The following is a 23,274-nucleotide window of genomic DNA, read 5'->3' as shown; positions in this document are numbered from 1 at the left end:
CCGTCGCCGCGTGCGTGGCCCGCGCCCACCTCGCCCGCAACCCGTGGCAGGCGGTGTGGGTCGGTGCCCGCGTGCTCCCCGCCGGAGCGCAGCGCGAGCTGAGCCGGCGCAGCCGTGGGCCGCTGTCGGTCATCGCCGCCGCAGCCTCCGGCCAGCGCGAGCTCGCCCGGCGTCGCCTCACCGACGAGCTCCGCGGCGCCGGTCCGCGGCGCGCGCAGCACCTTCTCGCGGCCGCGGCCGCGACGGGCCAGCTCGCCGGGATCGACCGTGCGACAGCCGGTTCCACCGGGGCGACCACGGGCTCGTCCGCCGCCTACCTCGCGCACGCCGCCGGTGACGTCAGCGGCGCGCAGCGCGCCCTCGAGGGCCTGCGCAACCCGGCCGCCCGCGCACATCGCCGCTGGCTCGTCGGCGAGCGCTCCGTTCTGACGGGTGAGGCCCTCGACCAGCTGCCCACCGCCGACGGCCCGCACCGGGCCACGGCCTCGGCCGCACGCACCGCCGTCGTCCACGTCGTCACGAACTCGCTGCCCGAGGTCCAGGCCGGCTACACGGTGCGCACCCAGGGCCTCGTCGCCGCCCAGCGCGCGGCCGGGATCGACGCGCACGTGTGCACCCCGCCGGGCTACCCCGTCGCGCAGGGACACCTCGGCGCGTCCCCGTTCACGACGCTCGACGGGGTGCCCTACCACCGCGACCTCGTTGCCGGACGCCGCCTCGACCTACCTGACCGTCACCTGCAGGCGTATGCCGCCACGGTCGCCGCGCTCGGCCGCTCGGTGGGTGCCGACGTCGTCCACGCCCACTCCAAGCACGTCAACGCGCAGGCGGCGCTCCTCGCAGGTCGTCACCTCGGGGTGCCGGTCGTCTACGAGGCCCGCGGGTTCCTCGAGGACACGTGGCGCACCCGCGGCGGCGACGTCGGCAGCGACTTCTACCGGTGGACCCGCCGGACCGAGTCGCGCTGCCTCTCGCTCGCCGACGCCGTCGTCACCCTGTCCCGCAGCATGCGCGACGACGTCGTCGCCCGGGGCGTCGACCCGTCCCGGGTGCACGTCATCGGCAACTGCGTGCCGGATGCCCTGCTGGCCTCCACCCCCGACGGCGCAGCCGTCCGCGAGGCGCTCGACATCCGGCCCGACGACGTCGTCGTCGGCACGGTCTCGACGCTCAACGCGTACGAGGGCATCGACGCGCTCCTCGACGCGGGTGGCCTGCTCGACGACGCGCGCCTCGTCGTCCTCGTCGTCGGGGACGGCCCGGCCCGTGACCGCCTGACCCGGCGGGCCGCCGAGCTGCGCAGGTCGGGCACGCGGACGCGCTTCGTCCTCACCGGGCGGGTGCCGCACAGCCGCACCCACGAGCACCACGCGGCCATCGACGTCTTCTGCCTCCCCCGCCGGGCCACCCCGGTCACGGCACTCGTGCCGCCCCTCAAGCCCGTCGAGGCGATGGCTCTCGGACGTCCGGTCGTCGTCACCGACCTCCCGCCGCTGCGCGAGCTCGTCGGCCCGGACCGCGGACTCGTCGTCCCGACGGCCGACCCGCTGCTGCTCGCGGAGGCACTGCGCGAGCTCGTCGCCGACCCGGACCGCCGGCGCCGGCTCGGTGCGAGCGGACGGGACCACGTCGCGAGCGAGCGGACGTGGTCGGTGGCCGCGGCGGCATACGGACAGGTCTACGAGCAGGTGCAGGCGGTGGCGGCATGACGATCGGGAGCAGCAACGTGGTGGAGGCTCGGGAGGCGCCGGCCGTGCCGGCCCGGCTCACCCCCGAGGAGGCGGCCGCGCTCGCGCGCGCCGCCGGTCTCGAGGAGCTCGGTGTGAGGCCGGGACTCGTCGGCTACGTCCGCGAGGTCTGGAGCTACCGCCACCTCGTCTGGCACCTGTCGTCGGCCCAGGCGTGGGCGACGAACCAGAACAACTACCTCGGCCAGCTGTGGGCCGTCCTCAACCCGCTGCTCCTCGTCGGGTCGTACTACCTGATCTTCGGGCTGCTGCTCAAGACGCGCGGCGGCACGTCGAACTACATCGCCTTCCTCACCATCGGCATCTTCGTCTTCGGCTACTCCGCGAGCGCGATCATCGCCGGCTCGCGGGCGGTCGTCGGGCAGATCGGGCTCGTGCGCGCATTGCGCTTCCCCCGGGCCGTGCTGCCCATCTCGGTGACGCTGACGCAGTTCCTCGTCAACGTCCCGGCCTTCGCCGTGCTCATGGTCATGATCCCGCTGACGGGAGAGCCGTTCTCGCCGCATTGGCTGCTGTTCCCCGTCGCGCTCGTCTTCCAGAGCCTCATCAACCTCGGCCTCGCCTTCTTCCTGGCGCGCGTCGTCAACGCGGCCCGCGACTCGGCCAACCTCGTGCCCGTCGGCGTGCGCCTCGCCCGCTACGTGTCGGGCGTCTTCTTCTCGATCCCCCACTACGCGGGTCACGGGCTCGTCAGCCTCGTGCTGCTCTACCAGCCGCTCGCGGTGAGCATGACGACCGCGCGCGAGGCCCTCATGGACCAGTACCCGCTGACGTGGGGCAGCTGGGTCGCGGCCGCGGCCTGGGGAGTCGGGCTCGGCATCACCGGGATCGTCTTCTTCTGGCGCGGGGAGGGTCGCTATGGGAGCAACTGACGTGGCCGCCGACGCGACGACGCCGAGCGTCGTCTGCTCGGGGCTCGACATCGTCTACACGGTCTTCGGGGCCAAGCAGAAGGGCACCGACACGGGCGGCGAGCTGCCCTTCGTCGAGCGGCTGCTGACGCGGCGCAACCCGGTCAGCTCGGTGCGCAAGGTGCACGCCGTCAAGGACGTCTCGTTCGTCGTCAACCACGGCGAGGCGGTCGGCATCATCGGGCGCAACGGCTCGGGCAAGAGCACGCTGCTGCGCGCCGTTGCGGGTCTCATGCCGCCGACGAACGGGCGCGTCTGGGCCGCCGGTCGCCCGTCGCTCCTCGGCGTCAACGCCGTCCTGCTCACCGGCCTGACCGGCGCCAAGAACGTCATGATCGGCGGGCTCGCGCTGGGACTGACGCCGCGCCAGGTGCGTGAGCGGTATGACGGCATCGTCGACTTCAGCGGCATCGGCGACTTCGTCGACCTGCCGATGAGCGCCTACTCCTCCGGCATGGGGGCACGCCTGCGCTTCGCCATCTCGACGGCGGCCGCCCCCGACATCCTCATGATCGACGAGGCCCTCGCGACCGGCGACGCCGAGTTCCAGGCCCGCAGCCGCGACCGCATCGCCGAGATCCGCCGCGACGCGAGCACCGTCTTCCTCGTCAGCCACAGCAACGCCGCGATCCGCGAGTCGTGCGACCGCGTGCTGTGGATGGAGCAGGGCCGGCTCGTCATGGACGGCCCGACCGACGAGGTCGTCCGCGCCTACGAGCAGTCCCACCGGAAGGTCACCGCGTGAGCCCCCGTGCCCCCGCACGCCCCCTGAGCGCCCTCGTCGTCACCGTCGTGCACCACCCGGAGGACGCCCGGATCCGCCACCGCGAGATCGGCGCGCTCCTCGACGCCGGCATGCGGGTCACGTATGCCGCCCCCTTCGTCGCGCACGGGCTCGACCTGCCGGACGTGGCCGGTCTGCGCCCCGTCGACCTCCCGCACGCCACCGGGCGCTCCCGCGGCGAGGCCTTCCGCGCGGCCCGTCGGCTGCTCGCCCACGAGGCCGGCCACCACGACGTCGTGCTCGTCCACGACCCCGAGATCGTCGCCGCCGCAGCGGGGCTCGGCATCGACAACCTCGTGTGGGACGTCCACGAGGACACGGCCGCGGCCATCGAGGCCAAGCCCTGGGTGCCGGCGCGCGCCCGCGCGCCGATCGCCCGCGCGGCCCGTGCCATCGAGCGGCACGCGGAGCGTCGCCACGAGCTCATCCTCGCCGAGCACGCCTACGCCGACCGCTTCGAGCGCGACCACGTCGTCGTGCCCAACACCGTGCGCGTCCCGGCCGCGGCCGCTGCCCCAGGGGCGTCGCGCGCGGTCTACCTCGGCTCTCTGACGATGGCCCGCGGCGCGGCGACCCTGCTCCAGACCGGGCGCCTGCTCACCGTCGCGACCCGCGGCGAGGTCAAGGTCGAGATCATCGGGGGCGCCCGCGACACCCGCACGGCCGACACCGTCGACTGGGGCGTCAAGTGCGGGCACGTCGTGCACCACGGCTTCGTGCCGAGCTCCCGGGCCCTCCCGATGCTCGACGGTGCCCTCGCCGGCCTCTCGCTCCTCGAGGACCGCCCGAACTACCGCCACTCGATGCCGACGAAGGTCATCGAGTACATGGCCCACGGCCTACCCGTCATCACGACGCCGCTGCCGCTCGCCGCCGACCTCGTCGAGCGGTCCGGCTGCGGCATCGTCGTGCCCTTCGACGACGCCGAGGCCACGGCGGCCGCGCTCATCGAGCTGGCCCGCGACCCCGAGCGACGTGCGGCCCTGGGACGGGCCGGACACGCGTACGCCCGCGAGCACCACGACTGGAACGTCATCGGCCGCGACTTCGTGCGCCACGTCACCGACCTGGCCCAGCGCCACCGCGGCGCGGACGAGCCCCGTGACGTCGCCGCGCGACCCAGCACCTACGCCCATCCCGCCACCCACCAGCAGCACTGACAGCACAGGAGATCCACCATGTTCGAGGACGGAATCGCCGTCATCGGCCTCGGCTACATCGGCCTGCCCACCTGCGCCGCCCTCACCCGCCACGGCCTGCGGGTCACCGGCGTCGACGTCAACGAGCGCACGGTCTCGGAGATCAACGCCGGACGCGTGCCCATCGTCGAGCCGAACCTCGATGTCGCCATCGCCTCGGCCGTGGCCGACGGCCTCCTCACCGCGACGACGACGATGCCGCACGCCTCCGTCTACCTCATCGCCGTGCCGACCCCCTTCATGGGAGACCACGAGCCGGACCTGCGGCACGTGCGCTCGGCGACGGAGGCCATCGCGCCGATGCTGCGCGGTGGTGAGGTCGTCATCCTCGAGTCGACGTCGCCGCCGGGCACGACCGAGCTCATCTCCGAGTGGATCTCGGACCTGCGCCCCGACCTCAAGCTGCCGCACATGGGCGGGATCTCCGACGTCCACCTCGCCCACTGCCCCGAGCGGGTGCTGCCCGGCCGGATCATGGTCGAGATCTTCTCCAACGACCGCATCGTCGGCGGCCTCTCGCCGGAGTGCGCGCTGCGCGCCGCCGAGGTCTACCGGCTGTTCGTCACGGGCGAGATCATCCTCACCGACGCGAAGTCGGCCGAGATGTCCAAGCTGACCGAGAACGCGTTCCGCGACGTCAACATCGCCTTCGCCAACGAGCTGGCCGAGATCTGCGAGCACATCGGCCTCGACGTCTGGGAGGTCATCTCGATGGCCAACCACCACCCGCGCGTCAACATCCTCCAGCCCGGCCCCGGCGTCGGCGGCCACTGCATCGCCGTCGACCCGTGGTTCATCGTCTCGGCGGCGCCCGAGCAGGCGCGGATCATCCGGGCCGCCCGCGAGACGAACGACGCCCGCCCCCGCACCGTGGTCCGGAAGGTGTCCGACGCCCTCGCGGCGGCGGGTCGCCCGAACGGCGAGGGGGCGACGGTCGCCTGCCTCGGTCTCGCGTTCAAGGCCGACATCGACGACCTGCGCGAGTCACCGGCCCTGCTCATCACGGAGACCCTCGCGGCCGAGCTCCCCGGCACGCGGGTCCTCGCCGTCGAACCGCACGTCGACGCGCTGCCCCGCAGCCTCGCCGAGCTGCCGAACGTCGAGCTCGCCGCGACCGCGCAGGCCATCGCGGACGCCGACGTCGTCGTCCTGCTCGTCGACCACGCGGCCTTCCGCTCCGTCAGCCTCGGCGATCTGCGTGGTCGCGAGCTCGTCGACACCCGCGGCCTCTGGCGCTGAAGGAGATCCGGACCATGAACGCTGCACGCCCAGCTCCCCGGCACCGCGTCATGACCGTCTACGGGACACGTCCCGAGGCGATCAAGATGGCCCCGCTCGTCGCGGCCCTCGAGGCCGACGACCGCATCGACCCGGTCGTCGCCGTCACCGGGCAGCACCGCGAGATGCTCGACCAGGTCAACGCCCTCTTCGGCATCCGTCCGGCGCACGACCTCGACCTCATGGCCCCGGGCGCGACCCTCGCCGAGATCACGGCGCGCACGGTGCTCGCCACCTCGGCCCTGCTGCGCGAGACGCGGCCCGACGTCGTCGTCGTCCAGGGAGACACGACGACGGTGCTCGCGACCGGCCTCGCCGCCTTCTACGAGCACATCCCCGTCGTCCACCTCGAAGCCGGCCTGCGCACGGGCGACGTGCGCTCCCCCTTCCCCGAGGAGGCCAACCGCCTTCTGACCGCGCCACTCGCCGACCTGCACCTCGCGCCGACCGCGACGTCCAAGGCCAACCTCGTGCGGGAGTCGATCGACGGGTCGCGGGTCCCCGTGACCGGCAACACCGTCATCGACGCGCTCCAGTGGACGACCGCGCAGCCCGTCGAGTTCGACGACCCCCGCGTCGCCGAGGCCGTCGGGCACGCGACGAGCGGGCGCGACCTGCTCCTCGTCACCTCCCACCGTCGCGAGTCGTGGGGACCGCGGATGGTCGAGACGATGACCGCGATCCGCGACCTCGCGCTCGACCGCCCCGACCTGCAGGTCCTCCTGCCGATGCACCGCAACCCGATCGTGCGCGACGTCATCGAGCCTCTCCTCGGGTCGCTCGACAACGTGCTGCTCACCGAGCCGCTCGACTACCACCAGTTCGCGCACGTCCTCGCCGGCGCGACCGTCGTCCTCACGGACTCGGGCGGCGTGCAGGAGGAGGCACCGAGCCTCGGCAAGCCGGTGCTCGTCATGCGCGACACGACCGAGCGGCCCGAGGCCGTCGAGGCCGGGACGGTCCGCCTCGTCGGCACCGACGGCGCGACGATCCGTGCCGCCGTCGAGGAGCTGCTCGACGACGTCGACGCCTACGCCGCCATGGCGAACGCCGTGAACCCCTACGGCGACGGTCGGGCCGCCGAGCGGTCGGTCGCCGCCATCGCCGAGCTGCTCGGCCTCGGCCACCGCGCCCCCGACTTCGACCCCGACGAGTCGCGCGCCACCGACAGCCCCGACCTCCTCCGTGTCTGAGCGTCCGCGCCACGACGTCGTCGTCGTCGGGCTCGGCTACGTCGGCCTCCCGCTCGCGCAGGCCGCCGTGGGCGCCGGGCTCGCCGTCGCCGGGCTCGACTCCAGCGCCGCCGTCGTGTCCGCGCTCGCGGCCGGGCGGTCGCACGTCGACGACCTGTCCGACGAGGACGTGGCCAAGATGATGTGCTCCGGCTTCGAGCCGACGACCGACCCCGCCTGCCTCGCCGACACCGCTGCCGTCGTTGTCTGCGTGCCGACGCCGCTGGGTGCCGAGGGTGGCCCCGACCTCGGCGCCGTGCGGTCGGCCATGACCGAGCTGGCGGACCACCTGGCCCCGGGCACCCTCGTCGTCCTCGAGTCGACGACCTACCCCGGCACGACCGACGAGGTCGTGCGCCCGATCCTCGAGACGTCCGGGCTGCGCGCCGGGGTGGACTTCGCCCTCGCCTTCTCGCCCGAGCGCGTCGACCCGGGCAACACGGCATACGGCATCGGCAACACCCCGAAGGTCGTCGGCGGCCACACGCCCACGTGCACGGAGGCGGCGGTCTCCTTCTACTCGCTCTTCGTCGACACCGTCGTGCCGACGCGGGGCACGCGCGAGGCCGAGACGGCCAAGCTCCTCGAGAACACGTACCGCCACATCAACATCGCTCTCGTCAACGAGATGGCGCGCTTCTGCCACGACCTCGACATCGACCTGTGGGAGGTCATCGCGGCCGCGCGCACGAAGCCCTTCGGCTTCCAGGCCTTCTACCCAGGTCCGGGCGTCGGTGGCCACTGCATCCCGATCGACCCGAACTACCTGTCGCACAACGTCCGCACGCGGCTCGGCTACCCCTTCCGCTTCGTCGAGCTCGCCCAGGAGATCAACGCCTCGATGCCCGCCTACGTCGCGCGGCGGGTGCAGGACGCGCTCAACGAGGACGGCAAGGCGCTCCGGGGCGCACGGGTGCTGCTGCTCGGGGTGACGTACAAGGCCGACATCGCCGACCAGCGCGAGTCGCCCGCCGTCCCCGTGGCCCGGCGCCTCCTCGAGCAGGGTGCGGTGCTGTCGTTCCACGACCCCCTCATCGACCACTGGGACGAGCTGGGCGCGGAGCTCGGTGTGGCCGCGGCGTCGGTGTCGCGCCTCGACGCAGCCGTCTCCGACGCCGACGTCGTCGTGCTGCTCCAGCGGCACCGTGGCTACGACGTCGACGCGCTCGCGGCGGCGTCACGACGCTTCCTCGACACCCGTGGCGCCGTCACACCGGGCGACCGCGCCGAGCGCCTCTGACGGGTGGCGCTCTCAGGGAAGGGCGCCCGATCCCGCGGTCATCTCCGGCAGGTCGGCCCCACCCTCGAGCACGACGACCGCATCGGCGCCGTAGGCGTCCACAAGCGCCGTGGCGAGGGCAGGCGTCAGTCGCTCGACCCCCAGCAGGGCGGCGCCCGAGCTGCGCTCGACCGCGGTGGAGCGGATGCCTGCGTCGGCGAAGCGCGGGTCCCGCGACCAGCCGATCAGCTCGTCACGAAGGGCCTCGACCTCGCGGCGGCTCGTCGTCACCGGCACCGCGACCGCGCGCAGTCCGATCGCCTGCTCCGCGGCCGAGGTCAGGGCCTGGGCAGACGCCGAGGTCACCGCCGGCGAACCCGTCGAGAAGGCTGTGAGCAGCTCGCGGCCCCGCGCCGACGTCGTGCCCACGGTGACCGTCACGCCCTCGATGGCGGGCGAGGCGAAGCCGAAGTCGTCCGGGTTGGCCTCCGTCAGAAGGTCGTAGGCGGCGTACGCGTCACGCAGCTGCTCGGGGACGACTCCGTCGCGCGACTCGGACACCACGACGAGGCCCGACGGGTCCAGGTGCTCCGCCGCCCCGGACGCGCAGCCGGTGACACCGCCGGCGACAGCGCCCCCGACGGCGACGGCCAGCACCACCTGCACGACGTGTCGCGACATCCGCATCGGTGACCCCCTGTCTCCTTCCGTGACTGTACGCCCGCAGACCGCCGTCGTTGCCGCGCAATGGGCCCGCGCCCCACGACGCGTGGGTCGGGTTGGCGTGACGACCCATGCCACGCGCTCGGGCCCGGTGCCACAGTGACAAAACGGGCACCAACGACGATGCCCCGGACCGGAGGCGACACCGATGACGTCGACACGAACCCTCACCCTTCCCGTTCCCGCGAGAGCGGCCCGTGCGGTCGGCGTGCTGCTGGCCCTGGCCATCGCCGCGGCCAGCGCGTTCCTCGTGACCGCGGCGCCCGCCCGCGCAGGCCGCGACGCTCCAGCAGGTCGCGAGCTTCGGCAGCAACCCGGGCGCGCTGACGATGTACAGCTACCGACCCGACGGGCTCCCCTCCGGGGCACCGGTCGTCGCCCTGCTGCACGGCTGCACCCAGAACGCGACGACGTACTTCACGAGCTCGGGCTGGCGCACCTTCGCCGACCGGCACGGCTTCGCGCTCGTCCTCGCGCAGCAGAGCAGCAGCAACAACTCGAGCTCGTGCTTCAACTGGTTCCAGTCCGGCGACACGGCCCGCGGCCAGGGCGAGGCGGCGAGCATCGCCCAGATGGTCGACTACGCGACGGCGAACTACGGCAGCGACCCGCGTCGCGTCTACGTCACGGGCCTGTCGGCCGGCGCGGCCATGACGGCAGTCATGCTCGCGACCTACCCCGACACGTTCGCCGGCGGCTCGATCAACGCGGGCATCCCCTACCGCTGTGCCACGTCGACGGCTGCCGCCTTCTCGTGCATGAACCCGGGCGTCGACAAGTCCCCGGCGGCATGGGGTGACCTCGTGCGGGGTGCGTATGCCGGCTACTCGGGTCCCCGACCCAAGGTGGCCGTCTGGCAGGGCCAGTCCGACACCACCGTCGCGCCGGTGAACGGGGTCGAGCTGCGCGACCAGTTCACGAACGCGAACGGCGTCTCCCAGACCCCGACCTCGACGGGCACCATCAGCTCGGGGGTCACGTGGGAGGACTACGCCGGCCAGGTGCGTCTGACGAAGATCGCCGGGATGGGCCACGGCACGGCCGTCGACCCGGGCACGGCCGCCGACCAGTGCGGCACGGCCGGCGCGTACTTCATCGACACGGTGTGCGCGGCCTACTACGACGTCCGGTTCTTCGGCCTCGACGGCGGGAGCTCCCCGACCCCCACGAGCACGACGAGCACGCCGAGCACGCCGAGCGGGACCACGACGAGCACTCCGACGACGTCGACGAGCACGACCTCGGCGCCCGCCCCGACGTGCATCACGTCGAGCAACTACGCCCACGTCGTCGCCGGGCGGGCCTACCAGTCCGGCGGATACGCGTACGCCCTCGGCTCGAACCAGAACCTCGGGCTCTACAACACCTTCTACACGGCCACGCTCGAGCAGTCCTCCCCCGGCTACTGGGAGAGGTGCTGAGCAGGCTCAGTTGAGCTTGCGGGTGTCCTCGGGCAGTGCGCCACCGGCGTAGACGTCCTCGGCCAGCCGGGCCAGGGCGGTCAGGGCGACGTTCTGGCTCCACGGCCCGTAGGACACCCGGGCGACGCCGAGGCGCTGGAGCGTCGCGAGGTCGAGCGAGCCGGGGACGGCGATGACGGTGACCGTCTGCGGCCCCAGCTCCTCGACGAGCCGGCTCACGGTCCTCTCGTCGAGCTTGCCGGGCACGAAGAAGGTCGAGGCGCCGGCGTCGAGGTAGGCGCGGCCGCGCTCTACGGCGTCGGCGAGGACGTCGGCCGGGTCGCGGTCGCCGGCCTTGACGTACGCGTCGGTGCGGGCGTTGAGGACGAACGGGATGCCCGCCCGCTCACCCGCGGCGACGGCGGCCTCGACGGCCCGGACGGCGTCGGGCAGGGGCTTCATCTGGTCCTCGAGGTTGGCGCCGACGACGCCGACGTCGATGGCCCGGGCCACCGTCTCGCCCGCGTCGCCGTAGCCCGCCTCGAGGTCGGCCGTCACCGGCAGGTCGACAGCGGCGGCGATGCGACCGACGGCCTCGATCATGAGGTCGCGCGGGATCTGCTCGCCGTCGGGGTAGCCGTACGACGCCGCGATCGAGTGGCTCGCCGTGGCGAGCGCCTTCGTGCCGGGGGTGTCGGCGACGACGCGGGCGGTGATGACGTCCCAGACGTTGACGACGAGCAGCAGCTCGGGGTCGCGGTGGAGGCGCTGGAGCTCGTGGGCCTTGGCAGCGGTGTCCATCTCTCGGGTCCTCTCGGTCGCGGTGCTCGACGGGATGGACGTACCCGGACGCGACGGGGCACCGACGGCCTCGTCCGCGGCTAGCATCGCGACGTGATCGGGTCGTACGCGTCCGCCGGAGCCTGGGGTGCCCGCCACGGTCCCGTGCTCATCCGGCGGTGGCTCGACCGCGAGCGCGCCGCGACCTTCGTGCTGCTCCTGCTCGCCGAGCTCGTCCTCCTCGCCGCCTTCGCGAGCGGGCTCGTGGTGCTCCTGCTCGTGTCGCAGGACGAGCCGCTCTGGCTGCGCGCGCTCGGCGTCGGCACCTTCGCGATGGCCACCTGCGGCGCGGTCGTGTGGGTCGTCGAGGCGGTCGCCCGCTGGTCGTGGAGCGTGCGGCGCCCGGGGCGGCTCGTCCTCGCCGCAGCGCCGTCCGGTGCCGCCTCGACCGCCGTCCTGCGCTCACGCGGGTCGTTCGCGACGCCGCTCACCAACGCCGTCCTCGTGACGGCCTGGTGCGTCTTCATGGTCGTGCTCACCGCGCCGGCCCCCTGGGCGGCCGTGCTCTTCGGCCTCGTCACGCTCGCCGCCGGCGCGCGGCTGGCGCCCTTCGTCCTCGGTCGCGCCGCGACGGGCGGGGTCTACCTGACGCCGACGGCGGTCGAGCTGCGCTGGGGCGTGCGGTCGGCGAGCGTCCCGTGGGACACGGTGCGGGGCCGGCCCGACGACCTCGCGCACGGGCTGGCCGGAGCGACCGACGCCTCCGGTGCCCGGACCTTCCCCGTCGACGTGCCCCTCGACGTCACCGACCAGCCCGTCCCCGGTCGCGTCGCCGTCCCGGTCGCCTACCTCTGGCTCCGCGCGGACGAGCTCTCCGAGCTCATCGGGTGGTATGCCGCCCAGCCGGCGCTGCGGGCACGCCTCGGCACGCAGGAGTCCCTCGCGTGGCGACCCACGGCGCCGAGCGCCGTGACGATGACGGACGGCGACCCGTTCTCATGACCCCGGTCAGCCGCCCGGTTGGTCCTGCTGCTCGGGCCCGATCCGGTAGGGCCGCATCATCTCGTTGTCCTCGTGCTCGACGATGTGGCAGTGCCAGACGAACTGGCCCGGGTTGCTGAACCTGGCCCGGATGCGCGTCACCTCGCCCGGGTAGGCGATGACCGTGTCCTTGACGCCGCTCTCCCACGCCTCGGGCGGGCGGGGATCGCCCGCGAGCCGGGACGGGGGTTCGGTCTCACCGTCCTCGTTGGTCACCAGGGCCTGTCGGTCGACCACCTCGAACGTCGTCTCGTGGACGTGCATGGGGTGGGCGTCGGCCGTGAAGTTGTGGAACTCCCAGATCTCGGTGTCTCCGACGCGAGGACTCTCGGTGACCGGGTCGGCCCACATGAGGTGCTCCGGACCGCCCCCGCGGTCCACGGTGCCCAGCAGCGCCTCGGCGGGTCCGTCCCAGGCGTCCGACATCATCTCGAGCAGGGCGAGCGGCCGGGTGCGCGTCTCGGCCGGCAGCGGCGCGAGGGCCGGCAGGCGCAGGAACCGGGGTGGCGTCGTGGGGTCGGGTCCGGTGGCCGGCACGACGCGGAACTGCAGGACCTGCCCGGTCGTGTCGGGGTCGGCAGCGTCGAAGTCGTCGTCCGGCTCCCCACCTCCGAAGGGCTCGTCGGGGCCGACGTTGGCCAGGACGTGCTTCCCGACGGGCACGTGCGTGAAGTCGACGACGAGGTCGGCGCGCTCGGCCAGGCCCATCAGGAGCCGGTTGTCGTGGTCGGCAGTGAGGTTCACCGGCGCAGCCAGGAAGCCGCCCTCGTTGCCGATGGCCCAGACCTCCACGCCGGGGATGTGCACGAAGTCGAGGATGAGGAAGCGGGACTGGCAGCCGTTGAGGAAGCGGAACCGGTACCGGCGTTGCTCCACGACCTGGAAGGGCCACGTGTTGCCGTTGACCATGATCGTGTTGCCGAAGAATTCGGGGTTCCAGATCGGCGAGAGGTCCGTGTCGGGGACGAAGCCCGGGTCCGCCGCCGTGGCGCCGTCGAAGAACTCGCGGCTGTCGGGGTAGAAGAGGGAGCCGTCCTCGTTGAACGCCCGGTCCTGGATCGCGATCGGGATCTCGTAGTAGGTCTTCTTCGGAGGAAAGGCGTCCCCTCTCTTCGGCGCGGGTCCGGGCAGCACGGCAGCCGCACCGGATCGGACGTCGAGGACAGCCTTCTCGCCCTGTGGTCCACCCCTGACGAGGAAGAACCCGGCAGGCCCCGCGTACACGTTGAGGCGGGTCATGCCGAGGGTGTGGTCGTGGTACCAGAGCGTCGACGCACGTTGGTCGTTCGGGTACTGGAAGACGGCGTAGCCCGGGCCCCACCCGGTGCCGAACTTCCGGGCCGCCTTGTCCCTGAAGAAGGCGTACCAGGTGCCCTCGGTCGCGTATCCGGTCGGCAGGTCGCCGGCTGCCGGCAGGAACCAGGCCTCCGGGTAGCCGTCGCTCTCGTCACCGACGCCAACCGCTCCGTGGAGGTGCGTCACCATCGGAACGGGGCCGGTGTAGGGCCCCGGCGTCTGCTGGAACTCCGGCCGGGTGTCGCGCCCGACAACCCCACCGGGCGGGTTGGCCCAGTGCAACGTCGGGTCGACCGGCAGCAGGTGCGGCAGGTAGTTCCCGCCGGTGTCCACGAGACCGTTGATCCACTTGACCCGCACCGGGCGGCCCCACGTGGACTCGATGGTGAGCGACGGGGCGTGATGGAGCAACAGTCCCTTCTTGCTGCCAGAGGCCACGGCGCCGTAGCCCCACACCGTCGTCGCGGGCAGGCCAGCCGGAAGGATCTGCTGGGAGAGCTGCGTCACCGAGATCTCGTAGTAGTCGGCCGGTTTGCCGCCCTTGCGCTTGATGGTCCCCGCGCGCGGCATCACCGGGGGTATGAGCAGCGGTGTCACGAACTTCGGCACCGAGGCCGCGTCCAGCGAGCCCCCGGGGACCGACGTCACCGCCCGCCGCGTCCCTGCCGGTCCGTAGGCGTAGAGCACGAACCCGGCTCCCGCCACGCCTGCCGCCCTGATGAAGCTCCGTCGACTCACCGGCCGACGGCCCGGCTCGCCAAGACCCGTCATCTCGGTCACCACCCAGATCCCTGACCTGATCGATGGCGTCCCCCGACAGCGCCACGCTGTCCGTGCTCCCCCGGTCTCCTCAGGGTCCCACCGCGGAGGGGGCACCACACGGGAACCCGAAAGGTCGAGTGGTCGCGCCTCAGCGGCGCAGGCGCAGGCCCCGCGGGGTCATGTGGAAGCCGGCCTGTGACAGGGCCTGCACGAGCGGGTGGTCGGAGCCGAGCACCGAGGCGCCGTCGGCCTTCTCGACGGTGAGCCGGCCGAGGGCTCCCTCGCGCACGGCGAGCGCGAGCGCGTCGGCGGCGGCCTGGAGGTGCTCGGGATCGTCGGACCAGCAGAGCATCGTCTTGCCGCCGCGCTCGACGTAGAGGACGAGCTCGCCGTCGACGGTGACGACGAGGGCTCCTGCCTTGCGCCCGGGCTGGTGGCCCTTGCGGCGCGAGGCGCCCTTGGCCGGGATCTCGCCTGCCGCGTCACCGGAAGCCGGTGCGCCGTCGGGCTCCTCGGCGGCGTCGGTGAGCCCACGCTCGGGCCAGGCGATCGCGGCGCCGTAGGGGTTGGCAGGGTCACTGGCCGCGAGGACGAGGGCCGGCGGTCCGGAGCGCTCACGGCCACGCTGGCCTCCGCGGCCAGTCGCGGCCGGTGACGGCGCGAGCCACTCGTCGCGCTCGGCAGGGTCGACGCGTCGGCCGCTGCCGCCCTCGTCGCCTCCGGGCAGGCGTGACATCGACCGGAGCCGGTCGACGGCGCCCGTCGAGGCGAACTGCGAGGCGCCGAGGCCCTCGACGAAGTAGCCGCGCCGGACCTTGCCGGCCTCCTCGGCCGCGGCGAGCACGCGGTAGACCGCCGCGAAGCCGCCCGGGACGTCCTCGGTGACGACCGACCCGCGGGTCAGCACGCCGTAGCGGTCGAGCAGCAGCTCGGCGTTGGTGACGGCGCGCACCGTCGGGTCGGACTCGGCGGGCGGGAGCGCGGTCCAGCGACCCACGCCGGTCGAAGGTCCGGAGCCGACCGCGCGACCTGCCGCCAGTGCCTTCCCCGTCGCGGCCTCCTCGGCGGCCTCGACCTGGGACGGGCTCGTGCCCGCGAGGGGCCCGCGCAGGGAGCCGAAGCGGCCGAGCGAGCCGCGCCGGCCCGCATACCTGCTCGACCGTGGGCCGGAGGAGGTGCGCTTGTGCGCGGTGCGTCCGCCGGCGAGGAGGGCACGCAGCGGCGCGATGGTGTCGTTGGTGACGCGCCCCGACCACAGCAGCGACCACAGGGCGTCGTTGAGCTCGCTGTCGCCGAGCCCCACGCGGGTCGAGAGGGCCCGGAAGAAGTACGCGCCGCCGCCCTCGAGCGCGTCGAGGACGGCGCGCTCGTCGTCGGAGAGCTCGACGACCTCGGGTGGCGTGAGCGTCAGGTGGGCGGCATCGGCGAGGTGGAGGCTGACCCAGCCGTCGTCACCGGGCAGCGAGCCGTGGCCGCGCCAGACGACCTCGCCCGAGCTCATCACCTCGTCGAGCAGCGCGGGGCGGTAGTCGGCGACGCGCGCCGGCAGCACGAGCGACTCGACGGCGCTCGCGGGCACCACGGCCCCGGTGAGCTGCTCGACCGCACGCAGCAGCCCCTCGCGGCCGCGCAGCCCGCCGCCGACGCCCTGCCACTGCGGCAGGAAGCGGGCGAGGTCGGGCTGGGCGACCGGCTCGACCTCGTGCCGGAGCGCGGCCAGCGAGCGGCGGCGGAGCAGGCGCAGCACCTCGGCGTCGCAGAACTCGGGCCCGTGACCACCACCGTTCTCGGTGGGCAGCAGCTCGCCCTCGACGACCCGGCCGGCCGAGACGAGTCGGCGCAGCGCGTCGTGGACGACCGCAGGTCCGACCCCCCACCAGGACGCGACGGTCTGGACGGCGAAGGGACCGTGGGTGCGGGCGAAGCGCGCGACGAGGTCGGCGAGCGGGTCGGGCACCGGGTCGAGGAAGGCCTGCGGCACCCCGACCGGGAGCGCCGTGCCGAGGGCGTCGCGCAGCCGGGCGGCGTCCTCGATCGCAGCCCAGCGGTCGTCGCCGCCGACGCGCACGGCGATGACCCGGCGGGCCGCCTCGAGCTCGGTGAGAGCCGCCTCGACGGCGACCGGCTCGAAGCCCTCGGCCGCCCGGGCGACGATGTCGCGGACCGACAGCGGGCCGAGCACCCGGAGCAGGTCGGCGACGTCCTCGCCGTCGCGCGCCCCGCGCTCGGGCGTCAGCCGCTGGAGCTCGGCCTCGGTGCGGGCCACCGCCTCGGGGTCGAGCAGGTCGCGCAGGGCGAGCGCCTCACCCTGGCCGAGCAGCTCGGACAGCAGCGACGGGTCGAGCGCGAGCGCCGCCGCCCGGCGCTCGGCGAGCGGCGAGTCGCCCTCGTAGAGGTACTGGGCGACGTAGCCGAAGACGAGCGACTTGGCGAAGGGGCTGGGCTGGCTCGACTCGACGTCGACGACCTTGACGGCACGCGAGCGGATGTCGCCCATGAGCTCGACGAGGCCCGGCACGTCGAAGACGTCCTGGACGCACTCGCGCACGGCCTCGAGGACGATGGGGAAGCTGGGGTACTGGCTGGCCACCTCGAGCAGCTGGGCGGCGCGCTGCCGCTGCTGCCAGAGCGGCTGGCGCTTGTCGGGCCGACGGCGCGGCAGCAGGAGCGCCCGAGCCGCGCACTCCCTGAACCGCGCTGCGAACAGGGCCGATCCGCCGATCTCCTGCGTGACGAGCTCGCTCACCTCCTCGGGCTCGAGGGTGACGAGCTCGACGAGCTGCTGGCCGACGGCCGCGCCGTCCTCGAACTCGAGGTCGGGCAGCCGGAAGACGATGCCGTCGTCGCCGTGCATGGCCTGGACGTCGATGCCGAAGCGCTCGCGCATGCGCGCCGCGACGCAGAGCGCCCACGGCGCGTGCACCTGCCCGCCGAAGGGTGAGAGGACGGCCACGCGCCAGTCGCCGATCTCGTCGCGGAAGCGCTCGACGACGATGGTGCGGTCGTCGGGGACGTGGCGCGTCGCCTCCTTCTGCTCGGTGAGGTAGCCGATGAGGTTGTCGGCGGCCCACTCGTCGAGGCCGGCGGCCGTGACCCGCGCGCGGGCCCGCTCGGGCGTCAGTCCGACGATCTCGCGGACGAAGCCACCGAGGGCGCGGCCCAGCTCGGCGGGCCGGCCCTGCTGGTCGCCCTTCCAGAACGGCAGCTTGCCGGCCTGTCCGGGAGCGGGCGTCACGAGCACACGGTCGTGGGTGATGTCCTCGATGCGCCACGTCGAGGTGCCGAGGGTGAAGACGTCGCCGACGCGCGACTCGTAGACCATCTCCTCGTCGAGCTCGCCGACCCGGCGACCGGGCCCCTCCCCGGAGGCGAGGAACACGGCATACAGCCCCCGGTCGGGGATGGTGCCGCCGCTCGTCACGGCGAGGCGCTGGGCGCCACGGCGACCCGAGAGCGTGTCGGTGACGCGGTCCCAGACGATGCGCGGGCGCAGCTCGGCGAACTCGTCGGACGGGTAGCGTCCGGCGAGCATGTCGAGCGTGGCCTCGAGGACCGAGCGCGGGAGCGAGGCGAAGCTCGCCGTGCGGTGCACGAGCGCCTCGACGTCGGCGACGCTCCAGTCGTCCATGGCGCACATCGCGACGACCTGCTGGGCGAGCACGTCGACGGGGTTGGCCGGGATGCGCAGCGACTCGATGGCGCCGGCGCGCATGCGCTCGACGACGACGGCGGTCTGCACGAGGTCGCCGCGGAACTTCGGGAACATGACGCCCTGGCTCACGGCGCCGACCTGGTGCCCGGCGCGACCGACGCGCTGGAGCCCGCTCGCCACCGACGGCGGGCTCTCGACCTGGATGACGAGGTCGACGGCGCCCATGTCGATGCCGAGCTCGAGGCTGCTCGTCGCGACGACGGCGGGCAGCCGGCCGGCCTTGAGGTCCTCCTCGATGGTGGCGCGGTGCTCCTTGCTCACGGAGCCGTGGTGGGCGCGGGCGAGCACGGCCGGCGCGCCGCGCGACACCCCCGCCTGGGCCATGACCTGGGCCGGTGGGCGGGTCGACAGCGCGGCGAGGCCCGGGACCGGGAGGTCCTCCTGCTCGGCGAGGCGCTCCTCCCAGATCTCGTTGAGGCGCGAGGTGAGCCGCTCGGCGAGGCGCCGCGAGTTGGAGAAGACGATCGTCGAGCGGTGCTCGGCGATGAGGTCGACGATGCGCTCCTCGACGTGCGGCCAGATGCTCGCCTGCGGCGCCTGCCCCGCGGCCGGTCCGGACAGGTCGGGGACCCCGGGCGAGATCTCGGCCGGGGCGCCGCCCAGCTCGCCCATGTCGGGGACGGGGACGACGACGTCGAGGTCCCACTGCTTCGTCGACACCGGCTGCACGATCTCGACCGGTCGGCCGCCCGCGAGGTAGCGCGCGACCTCCTCGACGGGGCGCACCGTCGCCGAGAGACCCACGCGCTGGGCGGGGGTGGGCAGGAGGGCGTCGAGGCGCTCGAGGCTGAGGGCGAGGTGGGCGCCGCGCTTGGTGCCGGCGACGGCATGGACCTCGTCGATGATGACCGTCTCGACGCCCTTGAGCGCCTCGCGCACCGACGAGGTGAGCATGAGGAAGAGCGACTCGGGCGTCGTGATGAGGATGTCGGTGGGCGTACGGGCGAAGGCCCGGCGCTCGTTGGCGGGGGTGTCGCCCGAGCGCACGCTGACGCTGATGTCGGGCGGCGCCAGCTCGAGCCGCGTCGCGGCGTGGCCGATGCCGACGAGCGGGGCGCGGAGGTTGCGCTCGACGTCGACGGCGAGCGCCTTCATCGGCGAGACGTAGAGGACGCGGCACCGCTCGAGCCGCTCCTCGGGGACCGGCTCGCTCGCCATCCGGTCGATGGCCCACAGGAAGGCCGAGAGCGTCTTGCCCGAGCCGGTCGGGGCGACGACGACGGTGTGGTGGCCCGAGCTGATGGCGTCCCACGCGCCGGCCTGGGCGGTCGTGGGCGCGCTGAAGCTGCTCCGGAACCACTCGGCGGTCGCCGGAGAGAATCGGTCGAGCACGTCGACCTGCTTGCCCTGTGCCATCGGGGTCAGCCTGCCATCCCGCGCCGACACCACAAGGCCCGCCGGACGGCATACGTGCACGTATGCCGTCCGGCGGGCCGGTCACGAGGGTGCGCCGCGCGCGGCGCCGGGCCTCAGGAGAGGTACGGGTTGCCGCCGCTCCACTTGAGCACGCCGGTCCAGGCGGGCCGCACGAGCGGGTCGTAGCTCTTGCGCGCGTGGAAGGCGACGCGGAGCACGCCGCCGTCGTTGATCACCTCGGCGCCGCCCGGGCCGCAGAAGCGGTCGGTCGTCGAGACGCCCATGCCGCCGAGCCAGCGCGGGTTGCCCAGGGCGAAGAGGTCGGTGCCCGACCAGACCTGCGTCGCGTAGGTGCAGTCCTTGTAGCCGTTGCGCGACACGAAGAGGTGCACCTTGCCGGCGGAGTCGCGGTAGACGTCGGGCGCCTCGGCGACGGCCGAGCCGATGCGGCTCGCGCTGAGGACGACCCTGGGCGAGCCGGCCAGCGTCGTGCCGGCCGCGTTGTCGACGCGCACGGCCATGATCTGGAAGCGGCGCGGGCTGTAGTTGCCGATCTTGTAGACGAGGTAGCGGTTGCCGTAGCGGGTGCGGTACTCGACCGGGTCGATGGCCTCGGAGTAGCCCGCGGGCGGGCAGATGAGCGGCGTCGACACCGGGCTGAAGGCACCCGTCGGCGACGACGAGCGGGCCGCGCCGATGCAGTGCTTGTTGTGGTTGGTCGTGCCGGGGGCCTCTCGGCGGGCGGCGAAGTACATCGTGAAGCGCTCGGAGCCGGGCGTCGTCGCCGTCTGGAAGACGTGCGGTGCCCACAGCTGCGCGGGCGAGCTGTCGGTCGTCTCGAAGGTCCAGGCCGGGCGGGCGTTCATCGAGTTGCCGAGGACCGAGAAGCCCGACCCGGGCGACGCCGAGCGAGCGACCCGGAAGCCTGCGCCCGTCGCGTACAGGTAGTACTTCGTGCCCTGGGCGCGCGTCGTGAACGTCGCGAAGCCGGGGTCCGGGAAGTCCCGGGCGATGACGTTGCGGGCGCTCGCGCCCGTCGTGACGGCCTGCGCGGGCGCGCTCGCGAGCGCTCCCGTCAGGGCGACCGCCGCGGCCGCGAGGGCAGCGGCGACTGCTGACTTCTTCATGTGGTGTGTCCCCTGTTTCCCCTGGAGAGACCGGGCGGCCTGCCCGGTCAGCGCGATTCTGCGCCCTCGGCACTGGCGGCGTCGATGGGTACCCCTACCCGGATCCGGGCCGGGCGACGGTTGGGAGCATGGCCCCGCCGGGCGGCATACTCGCGTGGTGACGAAGAACCTCAGCGAGCGCATCCCGCGGGACCCCGATCCCGACGCCCTCTACGAGGTCTTCACCGAGTGGACGACCGAGCGCGGCCTCACGCTCTACCCGCACCAGGAGGAGGCGTTCCTCGAGATCCTCAGCGGGAGCAACCTCATCCTCTCGACGCCGACGGGCTCCGGGAAGTCGCTCGTCGCGACGGCCGCGCACCTGACGGCGCTCGCCGACGACCGGGTGTCGTTCTACACCGCGCCGATCAAGGCGCTCGTCTCCGAGAAGTTCTTCGCGCTCTGCGAGCAGTTCGGCGCCGACAACGTCGGCATGATCACCGGTGACGCGTCCGTCAACGCCGACGCCCCGATCATCTGCTGCACCGCCGAGATCCTCGCGAACCTCGCTCTGCGAGAAGGCAGCTCGGCCGACGTCGGTCTCGTCGTGATGGACGAGTTCCACTTCTACTCCGAGCCCGACCGCGGGTGGGCGTGGCAGGTGCCGATCATCGAGCTGCCGCAGGCGCAGTTCGTCCTCATGTCGGCCACCCTCGGTGACGTCACGATGTTCACCGACGACCTGACCCGGCGCACCGGCCGCTCCACGGCCGTCATCAGCGGCACGGAGCGCCCCGTCCCCCTCGAGTTCTCGTATGCCGTCACCCCCCTCCACGAGACCATCGAGGAGCTGCTCGAGAAGGACCGCGCGCCCGTCTACGTCGTCCACTTCACGCAGGCGGCCGCCCTCGAGCGCGCCCAGAGCCTCATGGCGGTCAAGATCACGACGCGCGAGGAGCGCGAGGCCATCGCCGAGCGCATCGGCGCCTTCCGCTTCGGGGCGGGCTTCGGGCGCACCCTCTCGCGGCTCGTGCGGCACGGCATCGGCGTGCACCATGCGGGCATGCTGCCGAAGTACCGCCGCCTCGTCGAGCAGCTCGCCCAGGACGGCCTGCTCAAGGTCATCTGCGGCACCGACACCCTCGGCGTCGGGATCAACGTGCCGATCCGCACGGTCCTGCTCACCGGCCTGACGAAGTTCGACGGCACGAAGCAGCGCCTGCTCAAGGCGCGCGAGTTCCACCAGATCGTGGGGCGCGCCGGACGGGCCGGGTTCGACGCACGCGGCTGGGTCGTCGCCCAGGCTCCCGACCACGTCGTCGAGAACCTCCGGGCCGTCGAGAAGGCCGGCGACGACCCGAAGAAGCAGAAGAAGATCCAGCGCAAGAAGGCGCCCGACGGCTTCGTCAACTGGTCCGAAGAGACGTTCGAGCGGCTCATCGTCGCCGAGCCGGAGCCGCTCCAGCCGCGGATGCGCGTGTCGCACTCGATGCTCGTCAACATCCTGGCGCGCGAGGGCAACCCGGTCGCCCACGCGGCGCGCCTGCTCTCCGACAACCACCACGAGGCCAAGGACCAGCGGCGCCTCCAGCGGCACGCGCTCGTGCTGGCCAAGGAGCTCATCACGTCCGGCGTCGTCGAGCGCCTCGCCACCGTCGAGGACTCCGGCCGACGGCACGCGCTGACCATCGACCTCCAGCGCGACTTCGCCCTCAACCAGCCGCTCGCACCCTTCGCCCTCGCCGTCATGGACACCCTCGACCCCGAGAGCGACACCTACGCCAGGGACCTCGTCTCCGTCATCGAGGCCATCCTCGAGGACCCGCGACAGGTGCTGTGGGCGCAGGAGTTCAAGGCCCGGGGCGAGGCCGTCGCGGCGATGAAGCTCGACGGCGTCGAGTACGAGGAGCGCATGGAGCGTCTCGAGGAGGTCACCTGGCCCAAGCCGCTCGCCGAGCTGCTCGAGGTGACGCTCACGGCCTACCGCCAGAGCCACCCGTGGATCTCGCAGGACGCGCTGTCGCCGAAGTCGGTCGTCCGTGAGATGTACGAGCGCGGCATGACCTTCAACGAGTTCGTGTCCTACTACGGGCTGTCCCGGTCCGAGGGGCTCGTCCTGCGCTACCTCACCGACGCCTACCGCACCCTGCGGCACACGATCCCCGAGACCAGCCGCACCGAGGAGCTCGAGGACATCATCGAGTGGGTCGGCGAGCTCGTGCGCCAGACCGACTCGAGCCTGCTCGACGAGTGGGAGGACCTCGTCAACCCGAGCGACGCCGTGCTCGCCCAGACCGACATCGCCCCGCCGGCGCGGCCGATCACCGGCAACGAGCGGGCGTTCACCGTCATGATCCGCAACGCGATGTTCCACCGGGTCGAGCTCGCGTCCCGCGACGAGTGGGAGGCGCTCGGTGCGCTCGAGGCCCGCGTCGCCGAGCTCACCGACCCCCCGCAGAAGGTCGTCATGGACGCCCAGGCGTGGAACGACGCCCTCGGCGCCTACTACGACGACCACGACGCCATCGCGACCGATCAGGGGGCGCGCTCACCGGCGCTGCTCCAGGTCGAGCGCACGCCCGCCGAGTGGCGGCTGCGCCAGGTCGTCGTCGACCCCGAGGACGACAAGGACTGGGGCATCACGGCCGTCGTCGACCTCGCGGCGAGCGACGAGGCCGGCGCTGCCGTCCTCACCGTCACCGGCTTCGAGCGCCTGGGCGGCTGACC

Annotated in this window: 15 protein-coding genes; 10 read left to right on the top strand and 5 right to left on the bottom strand. The window is 73.1% G+C overall.

Annotation, left to right across the window (positions count from 1 at the left end):
* The first annotated feature begins 14 nt into the window (after positions 1–14).
* The 7 genes from ACSQ2D_RS02225 to ACSQ2D_RS02195 are packed head-to-tail and all read left to right on the top strand — an operon-like array spanning position 15 to position 8,392.
* The gene (locus ACSQ2D_RS02225; RefSeq protein ID WP_435984395.1) at positions 15–1,709 is read left to right on the top strand and encodes a glycosyltransferase family 4 protein; all 1,695 of its coding nucleotides are present in this window, start codon (positions 15–17) and stop codon (positions 1,707–1,709) included.
* Entirely contained in the window at positions 1,706–2,620 is a 915-nt protein-coding gene (locus tag ACSQ2D_RS02220; protein WP_435984394.1) for an ABC transporter permease, read from the top strand. The genes ACSQ2D_RS02225 and ACSQ2D_RS02220 overlap by 4 nt, the downstream gene beginning before the upstream one ends.
* Positions 2,607–3,404 carry an ABC transporter ATP-binding protein gene (locus ACSQ2D_RS02215; RefSeq protein WP_435984393.1) on the top strand — a complete coding sequence of 266 codons (798 nt, stop codon included), beginning with the start codon at positions 2,607–2,609 and terminating at the stop codon, positions 3,402–3,404. Before ACSQ2D_RS02220 ends, ACSQ2D_RS02215 begins: the two co-directional genes overlap by 14 nt.
* Positions 3,401–4,603, top strand: coding sequence for a glycosyltransferase (locus tag ACSQ2D_RS02210; RefSeq protein ID WP_435984392.1), 1,203 nt, complete (start codon positions 3,401–3,403; stop codon positions 4,601–4,603). Before ACSQ2D_RS02215 ends, ACSQ2D_RS02210 begins: the two co-directional genes overlap by 4 nt.
* A gap of 18 nt (positions 4,604–4,621) precedes the next feature.
* The gene (gene wecC / locus ACSQ2D_RS02205) at positions 4,622–5,881 is read left to right on the top strand and encodes a UDP-N-acetyl-D-mannosamine dehydrogenase (protein WP_435984391.1); all 1,260 of its coding nucleotides are present in this window, start codon (positions 4,622–4,624) and stop codon (positions 5,879–5,881) included.
* Between the two features lie 14 nt (positions 5,882–5,895).
* Positions 5,896–7,113: a non-hydrolyzing UDP-N-acetylglucosamine 2-epimerase gene (gene wecB, locus ACSQ2D_RS02200; protein ID WP_435984390.1), complete on the top strand. Its 1,218-nt coding sequence runs from the start codon at positions 5,896–5,898 to the stop codon at positions 7,111–7,113.
* Positions 7,106–8,392: a nucleotide sugar dehydrogenase gene (locus tag ACSQ2D_RS02195; protein WP_435984389.1), complete on the top strand. Its 1,287-nt coding sequence runs from the start codon at positions 7,106–7,108 to the stop codon at positions 8,390–8,392. The genes wecB and ACSQ2D_RS02195 overlap by 8 nt, the downstream gene beginning before the upstream one ends.
* A gap of 12 nt (positions 8,393–8,404) precedes the next feature.
* Here ACSQ2D_RS02195 and ACSQ2D_RS02190 read toward each other — a convergent pair whose 3' ends face one another.
* Positions 8,405–9,058, bottom strand: a complete 654-nt coding sequence (locus ACSQ2D_RS02190) for a hypothetical protein (RefSeq protein WP_435984388.1) — start codon at positions 9,056–9,058, stop codon at positions 8,405–8,407.
* 365 nt (positions 9,059–9,423) lie between these two features.
* Here ACSQ2D_RS02190 and ACSQ2D_RS02185 point away from each other — a divergent pair, with 365 nt between their 5' ends.
* Positions 9,424–10,515 (top strand): extracellular catalytic domain type 1 short-chain-length polyhydroxyalkanoate depolymerase, encoded by a 1,092-nt coding sequence (locus ACSQ2D_RS02185; RefSeq protein WP_435984387.1) that lies wholly within the window; start codon positions 9,424–9,426, stop codon positions 10,513–10,515.
* Between the two features lie 6 nt (positions 10,516–10,521).
* Here the strand turns inward: ACSQ2D_RS02185 and ACSQ2D_RS02180 are convergent, their stop codons facing one another.
* Entirely contained in the window at positions 10,522–11,295 is a 774-nt protein-coding gene (locus ACSQ2D_RS02180) for an isocitrate lyase/PEP mutase family protein (RefSeq protein ID WP_435984386.1), read from the bottom strand.
* Positions 11,296–11,388: 93 nt separating this feature from the next.
* On the opposite strand from ACSQ2D_RS02180, the gene ACSQ2D_RS02175 reads away from it, so the two are divergent.
* The gene (locus tag ACSQ2D_RS02175; RefSeq protein ID WP_435984385.1) at positions 11,389–12,276 is read left to right on the top strand and encodes a hypothetical protein; all 888 of its coding nucleotides are present in this window, start codon (positions 11,389–11,391) and stop codon (positions 12,274–12,276) included.
* Between the two features lie 6 nt (positions 12,277–12,282).
* Here the strand turns inward: ACSQ2D_RS02175 and ACSQ2D_RS02170 are convergent, their stop codons facing one another.
* The 3 genes from ACSQ2D_RS02170 to ACSQ2D_RS02160 form a co-directional block, all read right to left on the bottom strand.
* Positions 12,283–14,349, bottom strand: a complete 2,067-nt coding sequence (locus ACSQ2D_RS02170; protein WP_435984384.1) for a multicopper oxidase family protein — start codon at positions 14,347–14,349, stop codon at positions 12,283–12,285.
* A gap of 172 nt (positions 14,350–14,521) precedes the next feature.
* On the bottom strand, positions 14,522–19,441 hold the full coding sequence (locus ACSQ2D_RS02165; RefSeq protein WP_435984383.1) for an ATP-dependent helicase: 4,920 nt from the start codon (positions 19,439–19,441) through the stop codon (positions 14,522–14,524).
* A 113-nt stretch (positions 19,442–19,554) separates the two neighbouring features.
* On the bottom strand, positions 19,555–20,568 hold the full coding sequence (locus ACSQ2D_RS02160) for a family 43 glycosylhydrolase (protein WP_435984382.1): 1,014 nt from the start codon (positions 20,566–20,568) through the stop codon (positions 19,555–19,557).
* 154 nt (positions 20,569–20,722) lie between these two features.
* On the opposite strand from ACSQ2D_RS02160, the gene ACSQ2D_RS02155 reads away from it, so the two are divergent.
* Entirely contained in the window at positions 20,723–23,272 is a 2,550-nt protein-coding gene (locus ACSQ2D_RS02155; protein WP_435984381.1) for a DEAD/DEAH box helicase, read from the top strand.
* The last annotated feature ends 2 nt before the right edge of the window (positions 23,273–23,274 follow it).

The organism is Terrabacter sp. LjRoot27, assembly GCF_964254175.1.
In the GTDB taxonomy this organism is placed as follows: domain Bacteria; phylum Actinomycetota; class Actinomycetes; order Actinomycetales; family Dermatophilaceae; genus Terrabacter.
The sequence above is the reverse complement of the archived record's forward strand: the minus strand, read 5'-3'. Positions and strand labels throughout refer to the sequence as shown.

Excerpts from the sequence above, each read along its gene's own strand:
- ACSQ2D_RS02180 (WP_435984386.1), bottom strand. The coding sequence starts at position 11,295 with ATGGACACCGCTGCCAAGGCCCACGAGCTCCAGCGCCTCCACCGCGAC.
- wecC (WP_435984391.1), top strand. The coding sequence starts at position 4,622 with ATGTTCGAGGACGGAATCGCCGTCATCGGCCTCGGCTACATCGGCCTG.
- wecB (WP_435984390.1), top strand. The coding sequence starts at position 5,896 with ATGAACGCTGCACGCCCAGCTCCCCGGCACCGCGTCATGACCGTCTAC.
- ACSQ2D_RS02190 (WP_435984388.1), bottom strand. The coding sequence starts at position 9,058 with ATGCGGATGTCGCGACACGTCGTGCAGGTGGTGCTGGCCGTCGCCGTC.
- ACSQ2D_RS02185 (WP_435984387.1), top strand. The coding sequence starts at position 9,424 with ATGTACAGCTACCGACCCGACGGGCTCCCCTCCGGGGCACCGGTCGTC.
- ACSQ2D_RS02160 (WP_435984382.1), bottom strand. The coding sequence starts at position 20,568 with ATGAAGAAGTCAGCAGTCGCCGCTGCCCTCGCGGCCGCGGCGGTCGCC.
- ACSQ2D_RS02215 (WP_435984393.1), top strand. The coding sequence starts at position 2,607 with ATGGGAGCAACTGACGTGGCCGCCGACGCGACGACGCCGAGCGTCGTC.
- ACSQ2D_RS02165 (WP_435984383.1), bottom strand. The coding sequence starts at position 19,441 with ATGGCACAGGGCAAGCAGGTCGACGTGCTCGACCGATTCTCTCCGGCG.
- ACSQ2D_RS02220 (WP_435984394.1), top strand. The coding sequence starts at position 1,706 with ATGACGATCGGGAGCAGCAACGTGGTGGAGGCTCGGGAGGCGCCGGCC.